This window comes from Streptomyces sp. NPDC046727, assembly GCF_040645635.1.
GTDB lineage: Bacteria > Actinomycetota > Actinomycetes > Streptomycetales > Streptomycetaceae > Streptomyces.
Map to the genome: position 1 here is coordinate 15,609 of NZ_JBEYYR010000025.1, position 20,474 is coordinate 36,082.

14 protein-coding genes and 1 pseudogene are annotated in these 20,474 nt (G+C 74.2%); 6 read left to right on the top strand and 9 right to left on the bottom strand.

What is annotated here, in order from left to right; genetic code table 11:
* Positions 1–5: 5 nt before the first annotated feature.
* From ABZ937_RS27215 to ABZ937_RS27225, 3 genes are all read right to left on the bottom strand, one after another.
* Complete coding sequence (locus ABZ937_RS27215) at positions 6–2,771, bottom strand: hypothetical protein (protein WP_361695954.1); 2,766 nt, start codon at positions 2,769–2,771, stop codon at positions 6–8.
* Positions 2,772–3,029: 258 nt separating this feature from the next.
* Positions 3,030–3,446: a zinc ribbon domain-containing protein gene (locus tag ABZ937_RS27220; protein WP_361695955.1), complete on the bottom strand. Its 417-nt coding sequence runs from the start codon at positions 3,444–3,446 to the stop codon at positions 3,030–3,032.
* Positions 3,447–3,613: 167 nt separating this feature from the next.
* Complete coding sequence (locus tag ABZ937_RS27225) at positions 3,614–4,360, bottom strand: TetR family transcriptional regulator (RefSeq protein ID WP_361695956.1); 747 nt, start codon at positions 4,358–4,360, stop codon at positions 3,614–3,616.
* Positions 4,361–4,529: 169 nt separating this feature from the next.
* On the opposite strand from ABZ937_RS27225, the pseudogene ABZ937_RS27230 reads away from it, so the two are divergent.
* The 4 genes and pseudogenes from ABZ937_RS27230 to ABZ937_RS27245 all read left to right on the top strand — a co-directional run.
* A pseudogene (locus tag ABZ937_RS27230) lies at positions 4,530–5,228 on the top strand (substrate-binding domain-containing protein); the annotation flags it as partial.
* A 402-nt stretch (positions 5,229–5,630) separates the two neighbouring features.
* Positions 5,631–6,473, top strand: a complete 843-nt coding sequence (locus ABZ937_RS27235; RefSeq protein WP_361696037.1) for a hypothetical protein — start codon at positions 5,631–5,633, stop codon at positions 6,471–6,473.
* Positions 6,474–6,719: 246 nt separating this feature from the next.
* Positions 6,720–7,472, top strand: a complete 753-nt coding sequence (locus ABZ937_RS27240) for a peptidoglycan-binding domain-containing protein (RefSeq protein WP_361695957.1) — start codon at positions 6,720–6,722, stop codon at positions 7,470–7,472.
* A 48-nt stretch (positions 7,473–7,520) separates the two neighbouring features.
* Complete coding sequence (locus tag ABZ937_RS27245; protein ID WP_361695958.1) at positions 7,521–8,048, top strand: flavin reductase family protein; 528 nt, start codon at positions 7,521–7,523, stop codon at positions 8,046–8,048.
* A gap of 13 nt (positions 8,049–8,061) precedes the next feature.
* Here the strand turns inward: ABZ937_RS27245 and ABZ937_RS27250 are convergent, their stop codons facing one another.
* The 6 genes from ABZ937_RS27250 to ABZ937_RS27275 all read right to left on the bottom strand — a co-directional run bounded on the left by ABZ937_RS27250 (position 8,062) and on the right by ABZ937_RS27275 (position 17,290).
* Positions 8,062–10,368, bottom strand: a complete 2,307-nt coding sequence (locus ABZ937_RS27250; RefSeq protein WP_361696038.1) for a SpoIIE family protein phosphatase — start codon at positions 10,366–10,368, stop codon at positions 8,062–8,064.
* 195 nt (positions 10,369–10,563) lie between these two features.
* Entirely contained in the window at positions 10,564–10,944 is a 381-nt protein-coding gene (locus tag ABZ937_RS27255) for a hypothetical protein (protein WP_361695959.1), read from the bottom strand.
* Between the two features lie 463 nt (positions 10,945–11,407).
* Positions 11,408–12,325, bottom strand: coding sequence for a MurR/RpiR family transcriptional regulator (locus ABZ937_RS27260; protein WP_361695961.1), 918 nt, complete (start codon positions 12,323–12,325; stop codon positions 11,408–11,410).
* A gap of 78 nt (positions 12,326–12,403) precedes the next feature.
* On the bottom strand, positions 12,404–14,131 hold the full coding sequence (locus tag ABZ937_RS27265; protein ID WP_361695962.1) for a phospholipid carrier-dependent glycosyltransferase: 1,728 nt from the start codon (positions 14,129–14,131) through the stop codon (positions 12,404–12,406).
* 91 nt (positions 14,132–14,222) lie between these two features.
* Positions 14,223–16,130, bottom strand: coding sequence for a phosphatase PAP2 family protein (locus tag ABZ937_RS27270; protein WP_361695963.1), 1,908 nt, complete (start codon positions 16,128–16,130; stop codon positions 14,223–14,225).
* A 500-nt stretch (positions 16,131–16,630) separates the two neighbouring features.
* The gene (locus tag ABZ937_RS27275) at positions 16,631–17,290 is read right to left on the bottom strand and encodes a nucleoside/nucleotide kinase family protein (RefSeq protein WP_361695964.1); all 660 of its coding nucleotides are present in this window, start codon (positions 17,288–17,290) and stop codon (positions 16,631–16,633) included.
* Positions 17,291–17,375: 85 nt separating this feature from the next.
* Here ABZ937_RS27275 and ABZ937_RS27280 point away from each other — a divergent pair, with 85 nt between their 5' ends.
* Complete coding sequence (locus ABZ937_RS27280) at positions 17,376–18,116, top strand: beta-phosphoglucomutase family hydrolase (RefSeq protein WP_361695965.1); 741 nt, start codon at positions 17,376–17,378, stop codon at positions 18,114–18,116.
* The gene (locus ABZ937_RS27285) at positions 18,113–20,467 is read left to right on the top strand and encodes a glycosyl hydrolase family 65 protein (RefSeq protein WP_361695966.1); all 2,355 of its coding nucleotides are present in this window, start codon (positions 18,113–18,115) and stop codon (positions 20,465–20,467) included. The genes ABZ937_RS27280 and ABZ937_RS27285 overlap by 4 nt, the downstream gene beginning before the upstream one ends.
* Positions 20,468–20,474: the final 7 nt, after the last annotated feature.

Genomic DNA, 20,474 nt, shown 5'->3' on the forward strand with positions numbered 1-20,474 from the left:
GCGTCCTACGACGCGTTCCGCACCGAACCGGCCAGCTCAAGGCCGCCGGCCTGCGGCTCCCCGGTCTGCGGGTCGAGCTGCCGGAACCGCACCGACTCCGTGGACTCCCGGACCCGGTCCTTGACCGTGGGCAGGACGATGTCCGCGCTGGTGCGGCCGGGGGCGATGTCCGCCCACAGGTAGAGCCCGTTCAGCTTGGACAGCGGACGCTCGGGGTCCGGCTTCTCCCCGGTCATGTCCTTCAGCCAGCGCGCCGGCACGTCCTTGGTGGACAGCTCCGGTGCGGTGGCCGGCGTGACCGCGAACATCGCGCCCATGTCCACGTCCACCGGCTCGGACAGCGACACCCGCCACTTCAGCGACTGCCCCTCGGTCACCTTGTCGGCGATCGGCGTGACCGTCATCTTCGGCGCCGGGTCGTCGTCGTGGACGGTGATCCCGCCCCGGTAGGAGCCGACGACGGCACCGTGGACCGCCTTGACCAGCACGTCGTACGACACGTCGGGGCCGTACCGCGTGTTGCCCTTCACCGTGACCGGAATGTCGACGTCCTGGCCGCCCGGCCGCACCGTAACCAGCCGGTCGCTCACGCTGCCGGTGGCCGGGTCGGTGACGTACACGCGGACCTGGCCGCTGCCGCCCTGGCCCGTCACCCGCACCGGAACCTGGTAGGTGCGCGTGCCCGAGTCACCCTCGTCGACGGTCGTCCGGCCCACGTCCACGCGGGGCAGCGCGTCGGTGCGGACCGCGGGCGTCCCCGGCCGCCAGCCCCACGCGTCCATGAGCCAGGCCCGCCCGGACGGCGAACGCGGCGTCAGCTCAAGGGACTTGACGGAACCCAGGTCGAGCCCGGCGGCGGTGGCCGCCGTCAGCGGCAGCCGGATCTCCTGCGCCCAGTACGACGCGGTCCGCTCACTGCCCGGCAGCCCGGCCGGCGCGACCCGGCCGAGCTTCGCCTTCTTCCCGGAGGCGTCGGTCAGGGACACGTCCAGCTGGGTACCGCGCGAGTTCGGCGGCACGAACAGCCGCAGCGCCAACGCCTTGGAGCCGGTCAGCGACACCGGCTTCGCGGCGGTCACCCGCGCGGGCGTACCGGCGCGCGTCCAGCGCAGCGCGATCGCGTGCCGGCCGGCCTCCCGGCCGGTCTCCCACTGCGCGAAGTGCGGCGAAGACCCCTTCGCGCTCCCGCCCAGGCAGGTCCTGCCCGGGCTCGGGTCCACCGCGGCGCACAGCTTGCCGCCGGTCACCGACACCCCGCCGTCCGGCAGGAACCCGCCGCCCCGGCCGGCACCCACCGCGTGGCTCAGCACCCGCGCCGGGTCCGCCGACGGAGCCCGCTTCCCGGAGCCGTCCAGCAGCGGGCGCACCCGGTCGTCCCCGGCGAGGAACAGCCGCGCGGCGGCGGCGATGTACGTGGAGCCGGCCCGGTGCTGCTGGTCGGCGGTCAGCCGGGTCGCGGCCCGCTTGGCGCACACCGGGTCGTGGTGCTGCGGGTCGTCGGAGAAGTCGTCCTCGGCGGGCGCCGCGGCCTGGCCCGGCGTCCACTCCGAGTTGAAGAAGTTGTGGTTGGCGCCGATCACGTACACCGCGCTGTGCAGCGCGGTGCCGTTGCTGACCGCGCGCGTGCCGTCGACGTACACCTCGCCCTGCAGGTCGGAGACGTCACCGTCGCAGCCCGGCAGGATGGTCACCGACGGCACGTCGGGCACCGGGTTCTGACCGAAGACGGTCGGGCCGATCAGCACCGTGCCCCGGATGTTCCAGCGCACCGGCCCGTGATAGCCGTCCTGGTCCGCGGGCGGCGGGGCGAGGCTGTCCAGCGCGGCCCGGTTGACGCCCTCGCCACCCCGCGAGTGCCCGACCAGCAGCACCCGCGACAGATCGGCGCGGGGTGCCTCACGGACCACCTTCGGCGCGGTCTCGGGGTGTTCGGCCCAGCCGGCCCACCGGTCCAGGTGCAGCCGCACCAGCGAGGACCGGGCCTGGGCGCCGCCGTCGTCCGCCGCGTAGTCCTGCCCGTTGATGCCGTTGGCCGAGATCGACACGGTCATGTAGCCCTGGGAGGCCAGCAGCTTCTGGTCGCGCAGATAGCCGCGGTGACTCGGCACCGGCTTGGTGCCGGCCTTGCACGGCCAGTCACCGGTGATGTCCGTGCGGCCCTTGTAGCAGGTGTAGTGACGTCCGTGCAGGAACAGCGCGAGCGGACGCTTGCCGGACGCGCCGACCGGCGCGACGACGACCCCCCGCATCTCCACCGGCTGCTTGAAGCCCGGCAGCCGCACCGACTTCAGCCCGTACTCGCCGGTCTTGGTGCGATACGTGCCGGGCTTGCCCGGGTCCACGCCGTTCGCCGGCAGCGGGGCCGGCAACCGGGCCGCCGACGCGGCACCGTCCGCCTGCGCCGCGTCCAACCGCCGCCCGCCGGACCAGACTTGCAGTCCGCCGAGCTCGCTCGCCCGCCGGCCGTCCAGCGGCAACCGGAAGGTGCGTCCGTCCGCCGCCGGCCGCGGCACGCCCAGCAGCCTTCCACCGGCCCGGAACTCGACCCTCGCGTCCCCCATCGGCACGCGCCGGTCCGACCGCCACACCAGCTGCGGGGACTCACCCTCGGCAGCCAGCCGCCACCCCCGCGGCAGCGGCGCGCCGTCCCCGGCCGTCAACACCCCTTCCCCCCTGAGCGATTGAGAGTGGGCGACTGCCACCCCCGGGGATGCCCCCGCCACCGCGAGCAACGCGGCGACGGTCACCCCTATACGCCGGGCACGGACCACAGTTCCTCCTCGAACCCCGACCTCGGACGACCCGGCCCTTCCGGGCGCCCCTCGCTCCCGGAGGATGAAATGCGGGGGCTGTGGGTTGCCTGTGGAGAGGAGGTGATGGATCACATGGGTGATTCACCGTCGGCGGTGCGGTCGAGCGGGAGGAGAACTACCTTCAGGTGCCGTACGGCACATCGCCGTACGGGAGTTGGGCCCGGGGACTGTGTGCCTGTGGCGGCCGGCCGGGTGCTCAGTGGTGGTGTACGGCTGTCAGGTCCAGGCCCGGTACGGCTCGTCCATCAGCTGGAAGACCGGCTCACCGCGCACCGGGTCCTTGGCGGTGGACAGCCGGACGCGGTCGCCGCTGTGGATCCCGACCGGCGGGCCCATGACCCTGCCCCGGACGACGAACCCCTCGGTCATCTCTATCAGCGACACATTCCGCGCCGCCGGCGTGTTGCGGTGCACCACGGTGGAGTGACGGACCGTGCCGGTGCCCTCGCTGCGCTCCGTGCGCAGCTCGCTGCCCTGGCACACCGGACACAGCAGCCGGTGGTACATCGCGGTGCCGCACCAGGTGCAGCGCTGGAAGAGGATGGCGTCCTTGGAGTCCGCGGCGGAGGGTTCGAGAACACCCGTCGCGGAACCGGCCGCCGGCTGCGAGGTGCTTGCTGAGTGGTGGTACACGCTGGTCAACTCCCTGCGCTCGGCCGGAATCCCGCGTGCCCGGCGCACCGTGCACGCATGTGCACGGTTGTCGTGCCACCGTGCACGCCGACAGCGTATGGCACTCAGTGTCACTCGTAAAGGCACTCCGTACCCGATTCTTGCCATCGGCCGGCCACGCACGCGGGTCAGGAGCGGCCGAGCGCCGTCTCCAGCTCCTGCACCAGCCGCCACAGCGGGGCGTCCCGGCGGGACACCAGGACCACCACCTCGTCCGGCTGCCCCGCCTGCCCGCCCGTCCGTACGGGACCGATCCGGGCGGGCGCCGCCGGAGCGTCCGCCGACCGGCCGTACGTCATCTGCACATACGCCAGCGCGTGGTCCACGGCCACTTCCGCGTCGCCCTCCCCGTCCGACCGCAGCCAGGAGCGCAGAGCGTTGTTGTGCGCGGCGACGACCGCGGCCGCGATCACGTCGGCCCGCAGCGTGCCGTCGGGCCGCCCCGCGTACCGCCCGCGCAGATACTCGGCGAGTGCGCGCTCGTAGCGCCACACCACCGACAGCTCGTAGGCGCGCAGCCCCGGCACCTGCCGGGTGAGCCGGTAGCGCTGCACGGAGAAGGTCGGGTTCTCGGAGTACATCCGCAGCACCAGCCGGGCCGCGTCGCACACCCGCCGCACCGGCTCGTGCTCGGCGCCGCTCGCCGCGAGGAAGGCGGTCATGTCGGCCAGGCAGCGCTCGTGGTCCGGGAAGACCACGTCCTCCTTGGAGGGGAAGTAGCGGAAGAACGAACGCCGCCCGACCCCGGCCAGGGCCACGATGTCGTCCACGGTGGTCTGCTCGTACCCGCGTTCCAGGAAGAGCCGGAAGGCCGCCGCCACCAGGGCGTCCCGGATCGGCGGCTTCGCGGCCGGCACCGCGCTGCTGGAGCTCATGGACGGGAACGTAGCACCCGGACCGGACTCATGACACTCAGTGCAGTGCAAGGGCCTTCCTGGGGGAACTGAGTGCTGTGGAGGCTGTCCATCCGACCCCACCCGCGCCACCGTCCCGGCCGCCGCCGGTGAGGCACGCACCGAGACCGCCGAGGGCGTGGTGGTCGGCATGATCGTGCCGAGCACCGTGTCCGTCTTCGCCGACATCGTGCGCGGCGCCCGCGAGGCCGTCGGCGCGCACGGCGGACGCCTCGTCCTCGGCGTCTCCGGCTATGTCGACAGCGAGGACTCCGTACAGGCGGAGCACCTGATCGCGGGCGGTGCGCAGGGACTGCCGGCGGCACCCAGCTGGTTCGGCGGCGTTCCCGCGGACGGGCAGGAGAAGTGGCTCGTGGAGTGCGGGGTGCCCAGCGTCCTCGTCGAGCGCTCCGCCCCGCCCGGCAACCCCGCCGCCGAACTCGACCGGGTCCGCACCGACCGCGCCCACGGCGCCGCCGCGGCCGTCGGCCACTTCGCCGCCCTCGGCCACCGCCGCGTCACCGCCGTTCTCCAGGAGTGCCCGCACGCCGCCCGGATCAGCGCCGGCTTCGAGGCCGCCGTCGCCGCGCGCGGCATCGAGACCGACCGGGGAGCGCCCGGCGTGCGCGAGCACGGAGACTACGAGGCCTCGGTCGACTACCTGGTCGAGGCGGTCCGCGAACGCGGCGTCACGGCCGCGCTCGTGCACAGCGACGAGGACGCCATCGTGCTCGTGCCCCGGCTCCAGGCGCGCGGCGTCCGCGTCCCCGACGCCCTCGCCCTCATCGCCTACGACGACCAGGTCGCCGGACTCGCCGACGTCCCCCTCACCGCCGTCGCCCCGCCCACGCACGCGGTGGGCGAACTCGCCGCCACGCTCCTGCCGCGCCGCATCGCCGAGCAGACCGGCGGCCGGCCCACAGGGCCCCGTCAACACCTGGACCACCTCCCGAGTTGCGGGTCCGCTCCTCCTGCGGCGGACGACCGCCGACGGCCCGCTGCCGGGTCCTCGCCGTACCGTCGTACACACCTATCGACCCCGCACCGTCCGCCGCGGCCTGACCGGCATCGGCGTCGAGGAACTGTGGGCGGCCGGACTGTGAGGAACCGGGGGAGGCGGCGGGGGTTGCCGGGGGCGGCCCCAAGCCCCCATGCCCTGCGGCGTAACCTTTCTCCGCCGCCTCTCCGCCGTCGCCGACGCCGGCCCGCATCACCCCCTGGCGCCACCCCCGCACCACCCCGAGGAGTCCCCATGCCCGCCGCCCGCCCCCGCCTGCTCTACGTCACCGACCTGGCGTACCAGGCCCGCGGGCGTCGCTACTGCGACGAGGACATCCACCTCACCTCCCGGCTGCGCGCCCACTTCGACCTGGCCCTGTCCCATCCGCTGGACGCGGCGGCCCTGATGGACGGCTTCGACGCCGTCGTCGTCCGCAACAGCGGGCCCGTCCTCGGCTATCAGGGCGAGTACGACGCCTTCCGCGCGCGGGCGCTCGCCGCCGGCGCCCGGGTGTACAACCCGCTCACCGGGAAGGCGGACATGGCCGGCAAGCAGTACCTGCTCGACCTGACCGCGGCCGGCTTCCCGGTGATCCCGACCGTCGACCGCGCCGAGGACCTGCACCTGCTGCCGTCCGCGGAGCGGTATGTGGTCAAGCCGAAGCTCGGCGCGGACTCCCTCGGCCTGCGCATCGTCCCCGGCAGCCGGCTCGCCGAACACTCCGCCGGCGACGTCCTGATCCAGCCCTGCGTCGACTTCTCCTACGAGGTGTCCTTCTACTTCGTCGACGACGACTTCCAGTACGCCCTGTACGCCCCCGACCCCCGGCGCCGCTGGGAGCTGAAGCCCTACGCGGCCACCGCCGCCGACCTGGAGTTCGCCCGCCGGTTCATCGACTGGAACGACCTCGGGTACGGCATCCAGCGCGTCGACGCCTGCCGCGCCCCCGACGGCGGTCTGCTGCTGGTCGAGCTGGAGGACCTCAACCCCTATCTGTCCCTGGACGCGCTGCCGGAGGAGGCCAGGGACGCCTTCGTCGCCGCGTTCACGGCTTCCCTGAGCCGGTTCGCGCAGGGAGCGCTCAGTCCAGCCTGACCGTGATCCGCTGGGTGGCCCCCGCCGTGCCCGTCAGATCGCCGAACGTCAGCGTCAGCGCGGAACCGGTGGCCGCCGCGGAGCCCTTCCGGTCGCGCGCTCAAACGCTCGATGCTTCTTACCGAGTTGAGTGAATCGATCGTTCGGTGGGGTGGTGGGGGTGTCTGAACGGGACCGCGACGGGCGCCGTATCTCAGCGCGGGGACCTCGGAAGCCCGCGTATCCGTGGGACGGAAGGAGAGTCAGGTGCCGACACCGCCCGACCCTGAACAGCCGCCACCCGGACGGGTCCTGGAGCCCGTCCGGATCCTGCGACCCCGCCGCTTCGACGCCCTGGCGGAGCTGATGCGGGAGATCCGCCCGGACCCCGTGACCTTCGAGCCCCTCGGCACGACAGCCGTCCCGGACCCCGCTCCGCCGCGCACCACCGAGGAGGAAACCCAGGAACTCCCGCCCGTGCCCGCCGCCCGGCCCACGACCAGCCGGTCCACGGACGCCCGGCCCACCGGCACCCGCGCCGCAGGCAGCCTCGGTCATGGACCCGGGCGGCGCCGGGCCGCCGTCGCCGTGGCCGTATCGGCAGCGGCACTTGTCGGGTTCGGCTGCGCCCTGCTGCTCCCCGGCCGCCAGCAGGCCGCCGCGACCGCCCGGCCCTCCCCACCCGCCTCCACCGCACCGCCCGCCTCGACCGCACCGCCCGCCACCGCGTCGCCCTCACCGACCCCCGGCACGCCGTCCGCGCCCGCCGACCCCGACGGCCCCGGCACCCTCCGCCAGGGCGACACCGGCCCCGAGGTCACCGACCTGCAGCACCGTCTGCTGCGCATCCCGGACGTCTACCGCGACGGCTCCACCAGCGGCACCTACGACGCCACGCTCACCGAGGCCGTGGCCCGTTTCCAGCTCTGGTACGGCATCAGCGGCGACGAGACGGGGGTCTACGGGAACGACACGCGTCGCGCGCTGGAGTCCCGCACCGGCATCGGCGACGATGCATGAACGGCACGTCGAGTACACCGGGAACACGGTGGACGGGAGCGGAGCGGCATGGCGGACGAGAACGGCGCCGCGGGCAGGGGCGGTGACCAGCAGGTGGCGGACCTGGACGGCTTCTTCGACCGGCTGGACCCGGACATGTGCGTGGTCACCGCAGCGGCGGACGGTGAGCGCGCCGGCTGCCTGGTCGGCTTCGCCTCGCAGTGCTCCATCCGGCCGCCCCGGTTCGCCGTGTGGCTCTCCAAGGCCAACCGCACCTACCGGGTCGCCCGGGCCGCGCAGTGCCTCGCCGTCCATCTGCTCACCCGTGACCAGCGGGACCTGGCGGAACTCTTCGGCGGCGAGACGGGCGACGAGACCGACAAGTTCGCGCGGCTCGACTGGCGGGAGGGGCACGGCGGCGCCGCCGTCCTCCCGGACGTGGCGGCCTGGTTCGTCGGCACCGTCCTGCACCGCACCGACGGCGGTGACCACGTGGGTTTCGTCCTCGACCCGGTCCAGTGGGGCGAGGGCCGCGGCGGACCACTGCTGCGCATCTCCGACGCCCGCAGCATCGACGCCGGCCACCCCGTGGACTGAACCGAGCGCCCCGCTAAGCGCCCGGCTCCTCCAGCGGCATCCGGATGTCCAGCACGCACACGTCGTCCCGCCGCTCGTCCGCCAGCATCGTCGCGAGCAGCGCCTCCAGGGAGCCGGACGCACCGCGGTCGTGGGCGCGCACCGCCTCGGCCAGCCGGGCGAAGCCGGCGTCGAGGCTCTCGCCGAGGCGTTCGACCAGGCCGTCGGTGTACAGCAGCAGCCGGTCGCCGGGCTCCAGCCGCAGCTCCAGCGACTCGTAGACGGGGGCGGCGGTCGCGCCGAGCAGGATGCCGCCCGGCCGGTCGAGGAAGCGCGGCTCGCCCCCGCGTACCAGCAGCGGCGGCGGGTGCCCGGCCTGTGCCCAGGCCAGGACGTGCCGCTCGGGGTCGTAGCGGGCCAGGACCATGGTGGCGGTGGTCTGGCTGTCACGGGAGTGCAGCAGGAGCTGGTTGAGCCGAGCCAGCGCCCCGGTCAGCGAGGAGCCGGTGCTGACCATGCCCTTCGCGGTGAACCGGAGCTGGGCCATGGTCGCCACGGCGTCGATGCCGTGGCCCGCCACGTCGCCGACCACGAACAGCGCGTCGTAGTCGGGAAGTTCGATGGCGCTGAACCAGTCGCCGCCGACATGGATGCCGGCCTGCGCGGGCAGGTAGGCGACCTCGATACGCAGCCCGGCCAGCCGCACCGGTCTGCTGGGCAGCGGCAGCAGGGCGTGCTGCAGCCGGGCCGCCAGGGCCCGTTCGGCCTGGAGGATGCCGCGCTGGAGCAGCATCGCGCGTTCGCTCTCCACGAGCGCGAGTTCCGCGCTGCGCTGCGCGGTCAGGTCCTGGACGAAGCCGTGCACCTCGACCGGGGTGCCGTCGGCAGCCGTGACGGCCTCCGCGACCATCCGCAGATGCCGGACGCCGACGGGTGTCTCGATCCGGAACGGCACGTCGAACGGGCGCCCGTGGGAGACGAGTCCCGCGATCGCGTGGGCCAGCGGTCCCTTGTCCGGCGCCAGGGCCAGCTCGGGCAGCTGCTCCAGCCGGACCGGCTGCTGTCCGGGCTGCCGGCCGAGCACGGCGTACGTCTGCGCGGCCCAGGAGGCCTCCTGGGTGATGAGGTTCCAGTTCGCCCAGCCCAGGTTGCCGAGCCGCTGCACATCGGCCAGGCGCTGCTCCTGCCGCTCCATCGGGTCGTGCCGCAGCCAGGTCACCAGCAGGCCCTCGCCCAGCGAGGACGCCCGCACCGTGTAGGTGGCGGTCACGGGCCGGTCACCGATCACGTCCTGGTAGGCGAACGGCTCCCCCTCGAACGGCACTCCCGTCTCGAGCGCCTGCAGATAGCCCTGCCACAGCGGCTCGCCCGCGACCGACGGGTAGCTCTCCAGGATGTGTCTGCCGACCATGTCCCGCCCGGTCCGGCCGAACACGTCGACCGCCTCCGGGGTGGCGGCTTCGATGCGGTAGTCCTCCACCTCGCCGGAGGCGGCGCGCAGCGGCGTCAGCAGGATCGCCGGGCCCGGGAGCGCGTCGAACACCGCCTGCACGGTCTGGGAGACGTCTCCGGGCGCGCTGTTCTGCGGGCAGTCGAAGGCCCGCAGCCGGCCCGCGCACAGCCGGGCCACGGCCCGCAGCAGCTCACGCTCGCGGGGCTCGAACGGCGCACCGCGCCGGCGCAGCACCCCGAGGGCGACTCTCGCGGTGTCGCCGGCCGGCATGGGCAGCCAGGCCCGGCTGCACCACCGCTCCGGAGGGTCCCCGATGAGCAGGTAGCGCGTGCGGTCCTCGACGACGTTCTCCAGCCAGCGCGGCTGCCCGGACTTCAGGGCGTCGAGTGCGGGCATGCCGGTCACCGGGGGTACGTGACGCCACTGGGCGGCGAGGGTGGGGTCGACGCCCGCGTGCCCGGTCAGTGCGAGCCCGCCTTCCGGGAGCTGCTCGTACAGCAGCACCGCGTCGGCGTCGACCTCGGGCGCCAGATGGTCGAGCAGGCAGCCGGCCAGCTCGTGCGGCGAGCCGACCCGGACCAGGTCGCGGCCGATGTGCCCGAGTACGCCGGCCAGGTCCACGGTGCCGGCGGGCGCGCCCTGCCAGGAGCCGCCGGCGGCGCGCGCTCCCGCGGGTGGTGCCGGCGGGGCGGCGGCGGGCTGTGCCTGCGGCGGCAGGGCGCCCAGGGTGAGCCAGCACTGTTCGAGGAGGGTGCGGTTGCCGTCCTTGGCACGCTGGAGCAGCTTCTCGTGCGCGGCGTCCGGGGTGCAGCCGGTGACGGCCATCAGTACGCCCTTGGCCCGCTCCAGTACCGCCGAGGTCGCGGCCAGGTCCCGCAGCCGTTCCATCTCCGCGCGCTGCCGGGCCACGACCTTGGCCAGTGCCGCCACATCGGCGCTCGTGTCGCGGTCCGCCGGAGGCGAAGGCTCGCTCGTCACGGATCGAGCATGGCACATGCGGGCCCGTTCGATCACTCGTCTGCCGGTTCCGGATTCATCGAGGGGCTCTCGGGGAGAAGGCGGCGGTGAGGCCCGGGGAGCGGATCAGCGGCTCGTGCCACGCCCGGACAGCGCCTCGCTGACCGCTCGGACGCTGCGCGCGATGTGCTGCAGCTGCAGGACCTCGGCCGCGTACATCTTGATCGTGTGCTCGATCACCGACTCGGGCATCCCGAGCATCGGCAGCTCGGCCCGCGCGGTCTGCAGCGCGGTCCGTGCCACCCGGATCTCCTGCTGCACCTGGATCTGCGCGTGCCGGGCGAGCAGGACGGGGTGCCGGATGAGCGCCGGGTAGCTGGCGTAGCGCGCGGGGATCAGCTCGCGCAGCCACTTGGCCGCCGAGCGCTCCCAGTCGTAGCTGCCCGGCGTCTTGACCTGACAGGGCCAGTCGGGGCTGATGCGCGTGCTGGTCAGGGGCATGATCATCGCTTCCGGTGTGCGGCGTCGTGAGGGTGTCGACGGATTCGGGGCGGCCCCGGCCTAGGGGATGACCGGGGCCGCCACGGGCGCGTCGCGCAGACGACACGCCCCGGTACACCCCCGCCGCCGACGTGGGTAGGGGACGGCGGCAGAGGGTGTCCGTGCGGGTGCCCCGGGCGCGGGGAACCGGCGCTGCCAGTGGTGCTGCGTGCGCATGGGCGGTCCGTCGGCTTTCTCGGGGCGGTGTACGAGCGGTGAGTCCGCGGGTGCGGGCCGTACCCGGAAGAGGACGGGCGCGATCCGTGAGCAGTATTTATATATGCCGACTGGTTTGCAAGACGTATGAAAACATTCATGCTCGTTATGCGGTGAATGATCCCCGTCCAGGCGGTGTGTGGCCGCAAGATCTTCACGGATGCCCGGGACGGGCGGAAGGATCGGCCGCTCCCTCCTCGGGGGCGGGAGCCGGTCAGTCCCTGAGGAAGAACTGGTGCTGCTCGGAGAGCTGTTCGTACTTCTCCAGCCGGGCCTGGGTGCGCTCCGGATCGGCGTCGGTCATGGCCTGCAGCAGCGCGGCGGCCAGTACGCCGGGCGCGGCGTAGGAGTCGAACACCAGCCGCGAGCCGGTGCCGGTGGCGAAGGTGATGTCGGCTTCGTCGGCCACCGGTCCGAGCGCCAGGTCGGTGACCAGGGCGACCTTCAGACCCGCGCCGCGGGCCACCCGGACGGCGTTGAGCGTCTCCTGGGAATGCCGGGGCATGGCGAAGGCCAGCACCCAGCTGCCGCCGGCCTCGCGGGACTGCAGCAGCGCATCGTAGGCCACGCTGCCGCCCCGGGTCACCAGCCGCACATCCGGGTGGATCCGGCGGGCGGCGTAGCCGAAGTACTCGGCGAGCGACACCGAGATGCGCAGGCCCAGCACGGTCAGCGGGGTGGAGCGGGACAGCTCGCGGCCGACCTGGATGATCTGGTCGGGGTCGGCGAAGTCGCGCCGCAGGTTCTCCAGGTTCTGGATCTCGGCGTCGACGGCCGCCTGCAGCTCGTTGGCCCGGTCCTCCTCGCCGGGCCCGCCGGCCAGGCTGCTCAGCGCGATCGACTGGAGCCGCTCGCGCAGCGCGGGGTAGCCGCTGAAGCCGACGGCGGCGGCGAACCGGGTGACCGAGGGCTGGCTGACCCCGACCCGGTCGGCCAGCTCGGTGATCGGCAGGAACGCGGCCTCGGTGATGTGCTCGATCAGGTACTGGGCGATGCGCCGCTGCCCCGGCGAGAGGCGGGGGCCGTCGAAGAGTTCCCGCAGCCTGGAGGTCGGGGCGGCCTCGGCCGCGGGCACGGCCTTGCCCGACGTGATCGCTGATGCCTGTGCGCGTGCCTGCTGCGGCGAGGGCACCGGTCGGTCTCCTTTTTCTGCCACGAGCACTCAACATAGCTCACCGACCGTCGTGACCAGGGGGTTGAGGCAGCGGGCTCACCGCCGGTAGAGGCTGATGGAACGGCCCACGTCGCCGACCGGCCGGCTGCTTTCGATCAGCTCGGCGAGCCGCCCGCGCGCCTTGGCGACGGCGGAGTCCGACACCACCAGCAGCCCGTGGACCCTCTCCGGCGGCACCCTGCGCGGATCGGCGCCGTGGATGCCGTAGTAGGACGGCACTCCGCTGCCCTTGTACACCAGCCACACCCGCTCGCCCGGGTACCGGTCCCGCAGCCGGTCGGCGAGCCGGCCCAGGTCCTGCCCCCAGTCCACGTTGGAGTCGTGCAGCAGCCGGTGGGTGTGCGCGGGCCCGCCGAAGGCCTCGTTCGCGTACGGCAGGTAGTACGGGAACGTGCGCAGCGAACTCACCGCCGCGAACAGCACCAGCGCACCGGTCAGGGCCGGGCGCCACCGCCACCGGAACGTGCCCACGCACGCCGCCGCGACCGCGAGGAACACCGGCACGAACAGCGCGTACCGGGTGCCGAAGTCCCGCGATCCCGTCATCGCCGCCGCCAGCAGCACCGCCGGCGGCAGCACCACATACGGCGCCGCGGGCCGCAGCCGCCGTCGCGCCACGACCGCCACGGCACCGGCCGCGCCCAGCGCCAGCAGCCCGAGCGGTGTCTTCACCAGCAGCGCGGCCGGCAGGTAGTACCAGAGCGAACCGGTGTACAGGTGCCCGAAGAGAAAGCCCTGCCAGGGGTGGTCCTCCAGGCCGAACTGCACCCGCATCCCGGCCCGGTACGCCTCCGGCAGCGGCAGCAGCTCCGTCAGACGCCCGCGCAGCCCGTGCACGGCCGGCACCGGCTCGGCGGGCGCGAACCGCAGCCGGGGATCGACGGCCAGGTACACGGCCCACACGACGGCGACCGCCACCACCGCCACGACGGCCGCGCCCCCGAGCGCCGACAGCACCCGCCGCCGGCCGCCGAACCGTGGCCGGCCCGGCCACCGGAAGCCCACGCCGGCCCGCTCCGCCGCCACTTCGGACACCGCCGCCAGCACCATCAGCACCGGCACCGCCGGCAGCGCGCTCATCTTCGTCGCCACGGCCGCCCCCAGAGCCGCCCCGGCAAGCGGCAGGTACGGCAGGGGCCGGCGCCGGGCCCGCCACACCAGCCAGGCCGACGTCAGCACGAACCCGGCCGCCGGCATGTCCAGCGTGGCCAGCGAACCGTGCGCGACCACATCGGGCGAGCAGGCGTACAGGGCGAGCGCGACCAGTCCGCCCGCCGTGCCCGCCAGGTCCCGGGCGAACGCGAACACGACCAGTCCGCACAGCAGCGTCAGCGCGATCACCGGCAGCCGCGCCCACAGCATCAGCCGCCAGGGGTCGTTGCCCGACTCGTACAGCAGATGCCGGCCCACCTCCCCCTGGGGCCCGGTGTACGACGGGTCGTAGTGCGGGTCCGCGACCGCCACCCCGGCCGCGATCAGCAGTTTCCCGAGCGGCGGATGCTCGGGGTTGTAGCGCAGCCGGTGCTCGCGCAGCGAGTCGGTGGCCGTGGCGACGTACACCGGCTCGTCGATGGTGGGGGTCTGCCGGACGGCCGTGGTGACCATCGCCGCGGCCATCTGCGCCAGCAGCAGGACGACCAGGAGCGGCAGCAGCCACCGCCGGTGCCGGCGCAGCCGGGCGCACGGGCCGGCGGGGGTCGGCCGTACCGGCTCCGCGGCGGGAGCCGGCGCTGTGAGGACCGGGTGCTGTTCGGGCGCCATCATCCGTCCCGCGGCGGCACCGGCCGGGCGGCGGCGGAGGGGGCGGGGGGCCGGTCATGGCCCCACTGTCGCACCGCTCCCGCCGCCGCGGCCGTCACCGCCGCACGAGTCGTACCGACAGACCTTCTGCCGTGTACACGGGTACGGCCCGCAGCCGCTCGGAGTTCACCTCGATCCGCTCGAACCGCCCGGCCAGCCGGGGCGCGGCCAGCACCGGAAGCGTGCTGCCCGCGGCCGGCGGGCGTTCGGTGTCCAGCCGCAGCGCCAGCACGGCCGCGGCGCCGAGCACGGCACGGTGACCGACCGTCAGCGGTGCCTTGCGGCCGGCCCGCAGGGTGACCTCCAGGGTGCCCGCGTCCTGGGCGAAGGCGCCGCGCACCCGCAGCCGCCCGGCCACCGCCAGCGTGCCGCCCGTCACCCGCACGTCCCCGTGGCCGAGCGCGTCCTCGGAGCCGGCCGTCAGCGTGCCCTCGGCCAGCACGGTCCCGCCCGTGTACCGGTTCCGGCCGGTCAGCGTCAGCGCGCCCGTGCCCCGCTTGGTCAGGCCGCCGCGCCCGTCGATGTCGTTGCGCCAGCTGTCGGCCGCCGAGAAGCCGCCGGCCGCCGCGTCCAGGGTCACCGTGACGCCGGAGTCGAAGGCGCCGTAGCCGTCCGCCGCGGCGAACAGGTCCAGCCGCCCCCACTGCTCGAACCCGTCGAGCAGCACGTACCCCGAGGGCAGCCCGGTGGTGCGCAGCACCTCGCGGCGCTGGGCCGCGGTGAGGTACGGCAGCCGGGTCTCCAGCAGTACCTCCGCGCCCTTCGGCACGGTCAGCGGCAGGTCGCGGCCCTGCCGGGGGAGGACGTACGTCAGCCGCTCGCGGACCGCGCGCCGGCCCGCGTCCCGGTCGGCGTACGGGTCGTCGGCCGGGTGGGCGTAGGCGTACAGCGTGTCGGCGGTGGTGCCGGTCCGCGCGGTGAAGTAGGCCAGTGCCTGGGCCCGGGCGGCGGCCTTCAGTTCGGCGTTGGCCGGGTCGGCGAGCGTGGCCGCGGCGAGCGCGGTGGCCATGATCCGGCCCCCGATGACGTCGACCGTGTGGTGCATGCCCGCCACGATCCGGGTGTGGCTCAGCTCGAACGCGCGCGTCACCAGCTCCTGGAAACGCTCCGGGACGGCGTACGCGTAGGCGAGCGCGGCCAGATGGAAGGCGTTGGTGTGACCGCTGGGGAAGCCGCCGTCCTCGGCGGCCGAGGTGCCGCGCTGGCGCAGCAGCTGCGGGGCCACGACCACGTCCGAGTCGTACACCGGAAAGCCGAACGCGTCCGTCCCGCCGGTGTCGACGACCTCGCTGTCCTCGGTCAGCCGCCAGGGCCGCGGGTACTGGTAGGCGTACTTGGCCGGGTTGCCCGAGGCGTACGGTCCGCGCACGGTGTCGACCAGTTCGGCGACCTTGCCCAGCGCCGAGTCGTGCGCGCCCGCGCCGAGGGCCGAGCCCGCCGGGGCGTCCGCGGGCACCGCGTCGCTGACCGTGGTCGCCGGGGTGCCGTCGGGCGCGCCGGTGATCGAGGTGACCGCCTTCGCGCCGCTCCGGTACGGGCCGGCCAGCGGGCCGAGGCCGGCGATCATGGCGTAGCTCTGGTGCTGGCGGTCGTAGACGAACGCCTCCTTCGCCTGGGCGTCGGTGCGGTCGGCCGTGATCCGGGCGCAGTAGCGCAGGTTGGCGCGCAGGATCTCCGGGCGCAGCGGGGCGCCGGTGCTCCAGGCGTCGCCGGTCTTCCACACCTGGGCGAAGCCGCCGAGGATCCGGACCACCGCGTTGGTCTCGGGCGTGCGGTTCGCCGGCGTGTTGGTCCGGTAGTCGTCCACGAACGCGGCCGGCGCGGTCGCGGCCTTCGCGTCGGCCGCCGGCAGCCAGACGGCGACGGCCGGCGCGGTGAGCACCCCCGCCGACGCGGCCAGCGAGGTCGTGAGGAACCCGCGCCGGTTCAGGACGGGGGAGCGGTGCCCGGCAGATGACGGCATGCCTGTGCCTCTCGGAAAGGGAACGCGGGAACGCCCGTGCCGGTGTGCGGACTTGTGCGATCCCGGGGGAAACAGCTGAACGGGTGCATATCTAGGGCCGGTTCGTGTCCCTCGGGGGAGTCTTCGGCGGCGGGCACATGTGCGGTGGGTGAACGCGTGTACCGGGTTCACAGAATCGAACGCGCGCGGTCCCGTGGGAGCCGTGTGTGGCCGGGGGACTGATGCCGGCCCGCCGTCCGCTTTCCGTGACCGGGGCGCACCGCCGCCGACCGAGCACGGCGGGGCCTACGACACCCACCACGGCCCGATCTGCGACGCCCGCGCCGAACTCACCCAGGAGCGGGCCGCGTTCGCGCGACCCGGACGACGGCCGGCGCCGCCTGGCCGGCTCCACCGCCCTGGAGGCCGGACCGGCACCGGGCGCACCCGAGGGGCGCGGTACGGCCCCGGCGACCCGTTCGCGCCTGCCATCGACAGCAACTGACGCCGGGCCCTGGACGTCAGCCCTCCGGGAGCGGCACGGGCAGCGCGGTGGCCGGCACCACCAGGTCCGCCCGCTCCCGTGTCGTCGCGACCAGGTCGGCGTTGCGCTGGTCCGTGCCCAGCACCCAGGCCACGGCCGCCGCACGCTCCTTGCCGAACTCCTCGTGCCGGGCGACCAGTCGGCGGATCCGCTCGTCCTCGGCGATCTCGCAGAACCACACCTCGTCCAGGCACGGCCGCACCCGCGCCCACGCCCCCTGCGCCAACAGCAGGTAGTTGCCCTCGGTCACCACCAGCCGGGCCTCGGGCGGCACCGGGATCGCGCCCGCGAGGGGCTGCTCCAGCACCCGCTCGAACCCGGGCGCGTAGACCACCTCGTCGGTCTCCTCGCGCAGCCGCCGCAGCAGCGCCGCGTACCCGGCCGCGTCGAAGGTGTCCGGCGCGCCCTTGCGGTCCCGGCGGCCCAGCCGGTCCAGTTCGGCGTCGGCGAGATGGAAGCCGTCCATGGGCACGTGCGCGGCCCACGGCGGGCCGTCGGCGTTCAGCTCGCGCACCAGGTGCTCGGCCAGCGTCGTCTTGCCCGCACCGGGGCTGCCCGCGATGCCGAGCAGGGCGCGCCGGCCGCCCCGGGCCAGGGCGCGGGCGCGGGTGAGGAGGTCGTCGAAGGTCAGCGGCACACAGCAGAGTGTCGCACCGCCGGTCCGCCGGGGGTGTGGCGTGCGCCACCCGCTGGAGGGCCGCCCGGCGGGGAACAGTGCGGGTATGACACAGCTCGGTCTGCCCGACACCGTCCAGGCATGTCTGTTCGACCTCGACGGGGTGGTCACCAAGACGGCCGTCGTGCACGCGGCGGCCTGGAAGGAGACGTTCGACGCGTTCCTGCGCGGCTACGAGGGCACGCAGGGACGGCCGTTCGACGCCGTCGCCGACTACGACGAGTACGTCGACGGCCGCCCGCGCGCCGACGGCGTCCGGGCCTTCCTCGACTCGCGCGGCATCCACCTGCCCGAGGGCGGCCCCGGCGACCCGCCGGACGCCCGCACCGTGCACGGCCTCGGCAACCGCAAGAACGAACTGCTCCTCGCCAGGATCCGCAGCGGCGGAGTGGAGGCCTACGAGGGCACGGTGCGCTATCTGGAGGCGGTCCGCGCCGAGGGGCTGCGCACCGCGATCGTCTCCTCCAGCGCCAACTGCCGGGACGTGCTGCGCGCCGTCGGCGCCGAGCACTTCTTCGACGTGCGCATCGACGGTGTGGTCGCCGTCGAGCGGAACCTGCCGGGCAAGCCGCACCCCGACACCTTCCTCGCCGCCGCCCGGGACCTCGGCGTCGAAGCGTCCCGCGCGGCCGTCTTCGAGGACGCCCTGGCCGGCATGGACGCGGGCCGCGCGGGCGGCTTCGGGTACGTCGTCGGCGTGGACCGGACCGGCCAGACCGAGGCGCTGTACGCGCACGGCGCGGACATCGTGGTGAAGGACCTCGCCGAGCTGGGAGGCAAGCAGTGATCACCGACCGGTCGTACGCCGTCGAGCCGTGGGCCGTCCGCGAGACCGCCCTCGACCTCGGCGTCCTCGCCCAGAGCGAGTCCGTGTTCGCCCTGTCCAACGGGCACGTCGGCTGGCGCGGCAACCTGGACGAGGGCGAACCCCACGGTCTGCCCGGCAGCTACCTCAACGGCGTGCACGAGGTGCACCCGCTGCCGTACGCGGAGGCCGGCTACGGCTACCCCGAGTCCGGGCAGACCGTCATCAACGTCACCAACGGCAAGATCCTCCGCCTGCTGGTCGACGACGAACCCTTCGACCTGCGCTACGGCCGCCTCGTCGCCCACGAACGCGTCCTCGACCTGCGCCGCGGAGTGCTGGAGCGGACCTGCGAGTGGACCTCACCGGCCGGCTCCACGGTCCGGGTGCGCTCCACCCGGCTGGTGTCCCTGACCCAGCGGGCGGTGGCCGCCGTCGCGTACGAGGTGGAGGCCGTCGGCAGCCGCAGCCGGGTGGTGATCCAGTCGGAGCTGGTCGCCAACGAGAGCCTGCCGGACCCCGACGGCGACCCGCGCGCGGCGAGGGCGCTGAAGTCGCCGCTGGAGCAGGAGGACGGCTTCGCCTCCGGCAACCGGCTGCGGCTGGTGCACCGCACCCGGCGCAGCGGCCTCAGGGTCGCCGTGGCCGCCGACCACGTCGTCACCGGACCCGAGCGCACCACCAGCCGCAGCGAGAGCGGCATCGACGTGGCCCGGCTCACCGTCACCTCCGTACTGGAGCCCGGCCAGACCCTGCGGGTGGACAAGCTCGTCGCCCACGGCTGGTCCGGCACCCGGTCGCTACCCGCGATGGCAGACCAGGTCGACGCCGCGCTCGCCGCCGCCGGGCACGACGGCTGGCAGGGCCTGCTCTCCGACCAGCGGGCCTGCCTGGACGACTTCTGGGCCCGCGCCGACGTCGAGGTGGACGGCGACGAGGAGGTCCAGCAGGCCGTCCGGTTCGCGCTGTTCCACGTCCTGCAGGCCGGCACCCGCGCCGAGCAGCGCGCCATCCCGGCGAAGGGACTGACCGGCTCCGGCTACGACGGGCACGCGTTCTGGGACACCGAGATGTTCGTGCTGCCCCTGCTCACCCACACCGCGCCCCAGGCCGTCGCCGAGGCGCTGCGCTGGCGGTACAACACCCTGGACGAGGCCCGCGAACGCGCCACCCAGCTCGGGCTCGCCGGGGCCGCGTTCCCCTGGCGGACCATCGCCGGACCGGAGGGCTCGGCCTACTGGCCGGCCGGCACCGCCGCCTTCCATGTGAACGCCGGCATAGCCGACGCCGTCGTCCGGTACGTCGAGGCCACCGGCGACACCGCCTTCGAGCGGGAGACCGGCGTGGAGCTGCTGGTGGAGACGGCCCGGCTGTGGCGGTCGCTCGGCCACCACGACACCCGCGGCGTCTTCCACCTCGACGGCGTCACCGGCCCCGACGAGTACAGCGCGGTCGCCGACGACAACACGTACACCAACCTGATGGCCCGGCAGAACCTGCGCGCCGCTGCCGACGCCGTGGAACGCCACCCGCGCGAGGCGGGCCGGCTCGGTGTGGACGAGGAGGAGAGCGCGGCCTGGCGGGACGCCGCCGACGCCATGCACATCCCCTACAACCCCGAACTCCGCGTCCACGAACAGCACGCCGGGTTCACCCGCTACCAGCGCTGGGACTTCGACGGCACCCGCCCCGACCAGTACCCGCTGCTGCTCCACTTCCCCTACTTCGACCTCTACCGCAAGCAGGTCGTCAAACAGGCCGACCTGGTGCTGGCCATGTACACGTGCGGCGACTGGTTCGAGCGGGAGCACGACGAGGAGCAGATCGCCCGGAACTTCGCCTACTACGAGCCGCTGACCGTCCGCGACTCCTCCCTGTCCGCCTGCTGCCAGGCCGTCATCGCCGCCCGGACCGGCCATCTGGACCTCGCCTACGCCTACACCGCCGAGGCCGCGCTGATGGACCTGCAGGACCTGGAGCACAACACCCGCGACGGGCTGCACATCGCCTCGCTCGCCGGCACCTGGATGGCGCTGGTCGCGGGCTTCGGCGGCATGCGCCGCGACAGCGGCGGGCTGCGGTTCGCGCCCCGGCTGCCCGAGCGGCTGCGCCGGATCGCCTTCCACGTCCAGTTCCGCGGGCGCCGGCTGCGCGTGGACATCGGCGCGGACAAGGTGACGTACGCGCTCCTGGACGGCGAGCCGCTGACGCTCCATCACCACGGCGAGCGGCTCACGGTCGGCACCGACGAGCCGGCCGTCCGGGCCGTACCCCCGGTGGTCCGCCGCCCCGCCCCCGAACAGCCGCCGCACCGCGCACCGAACGGCGGCTGAGCCCGGC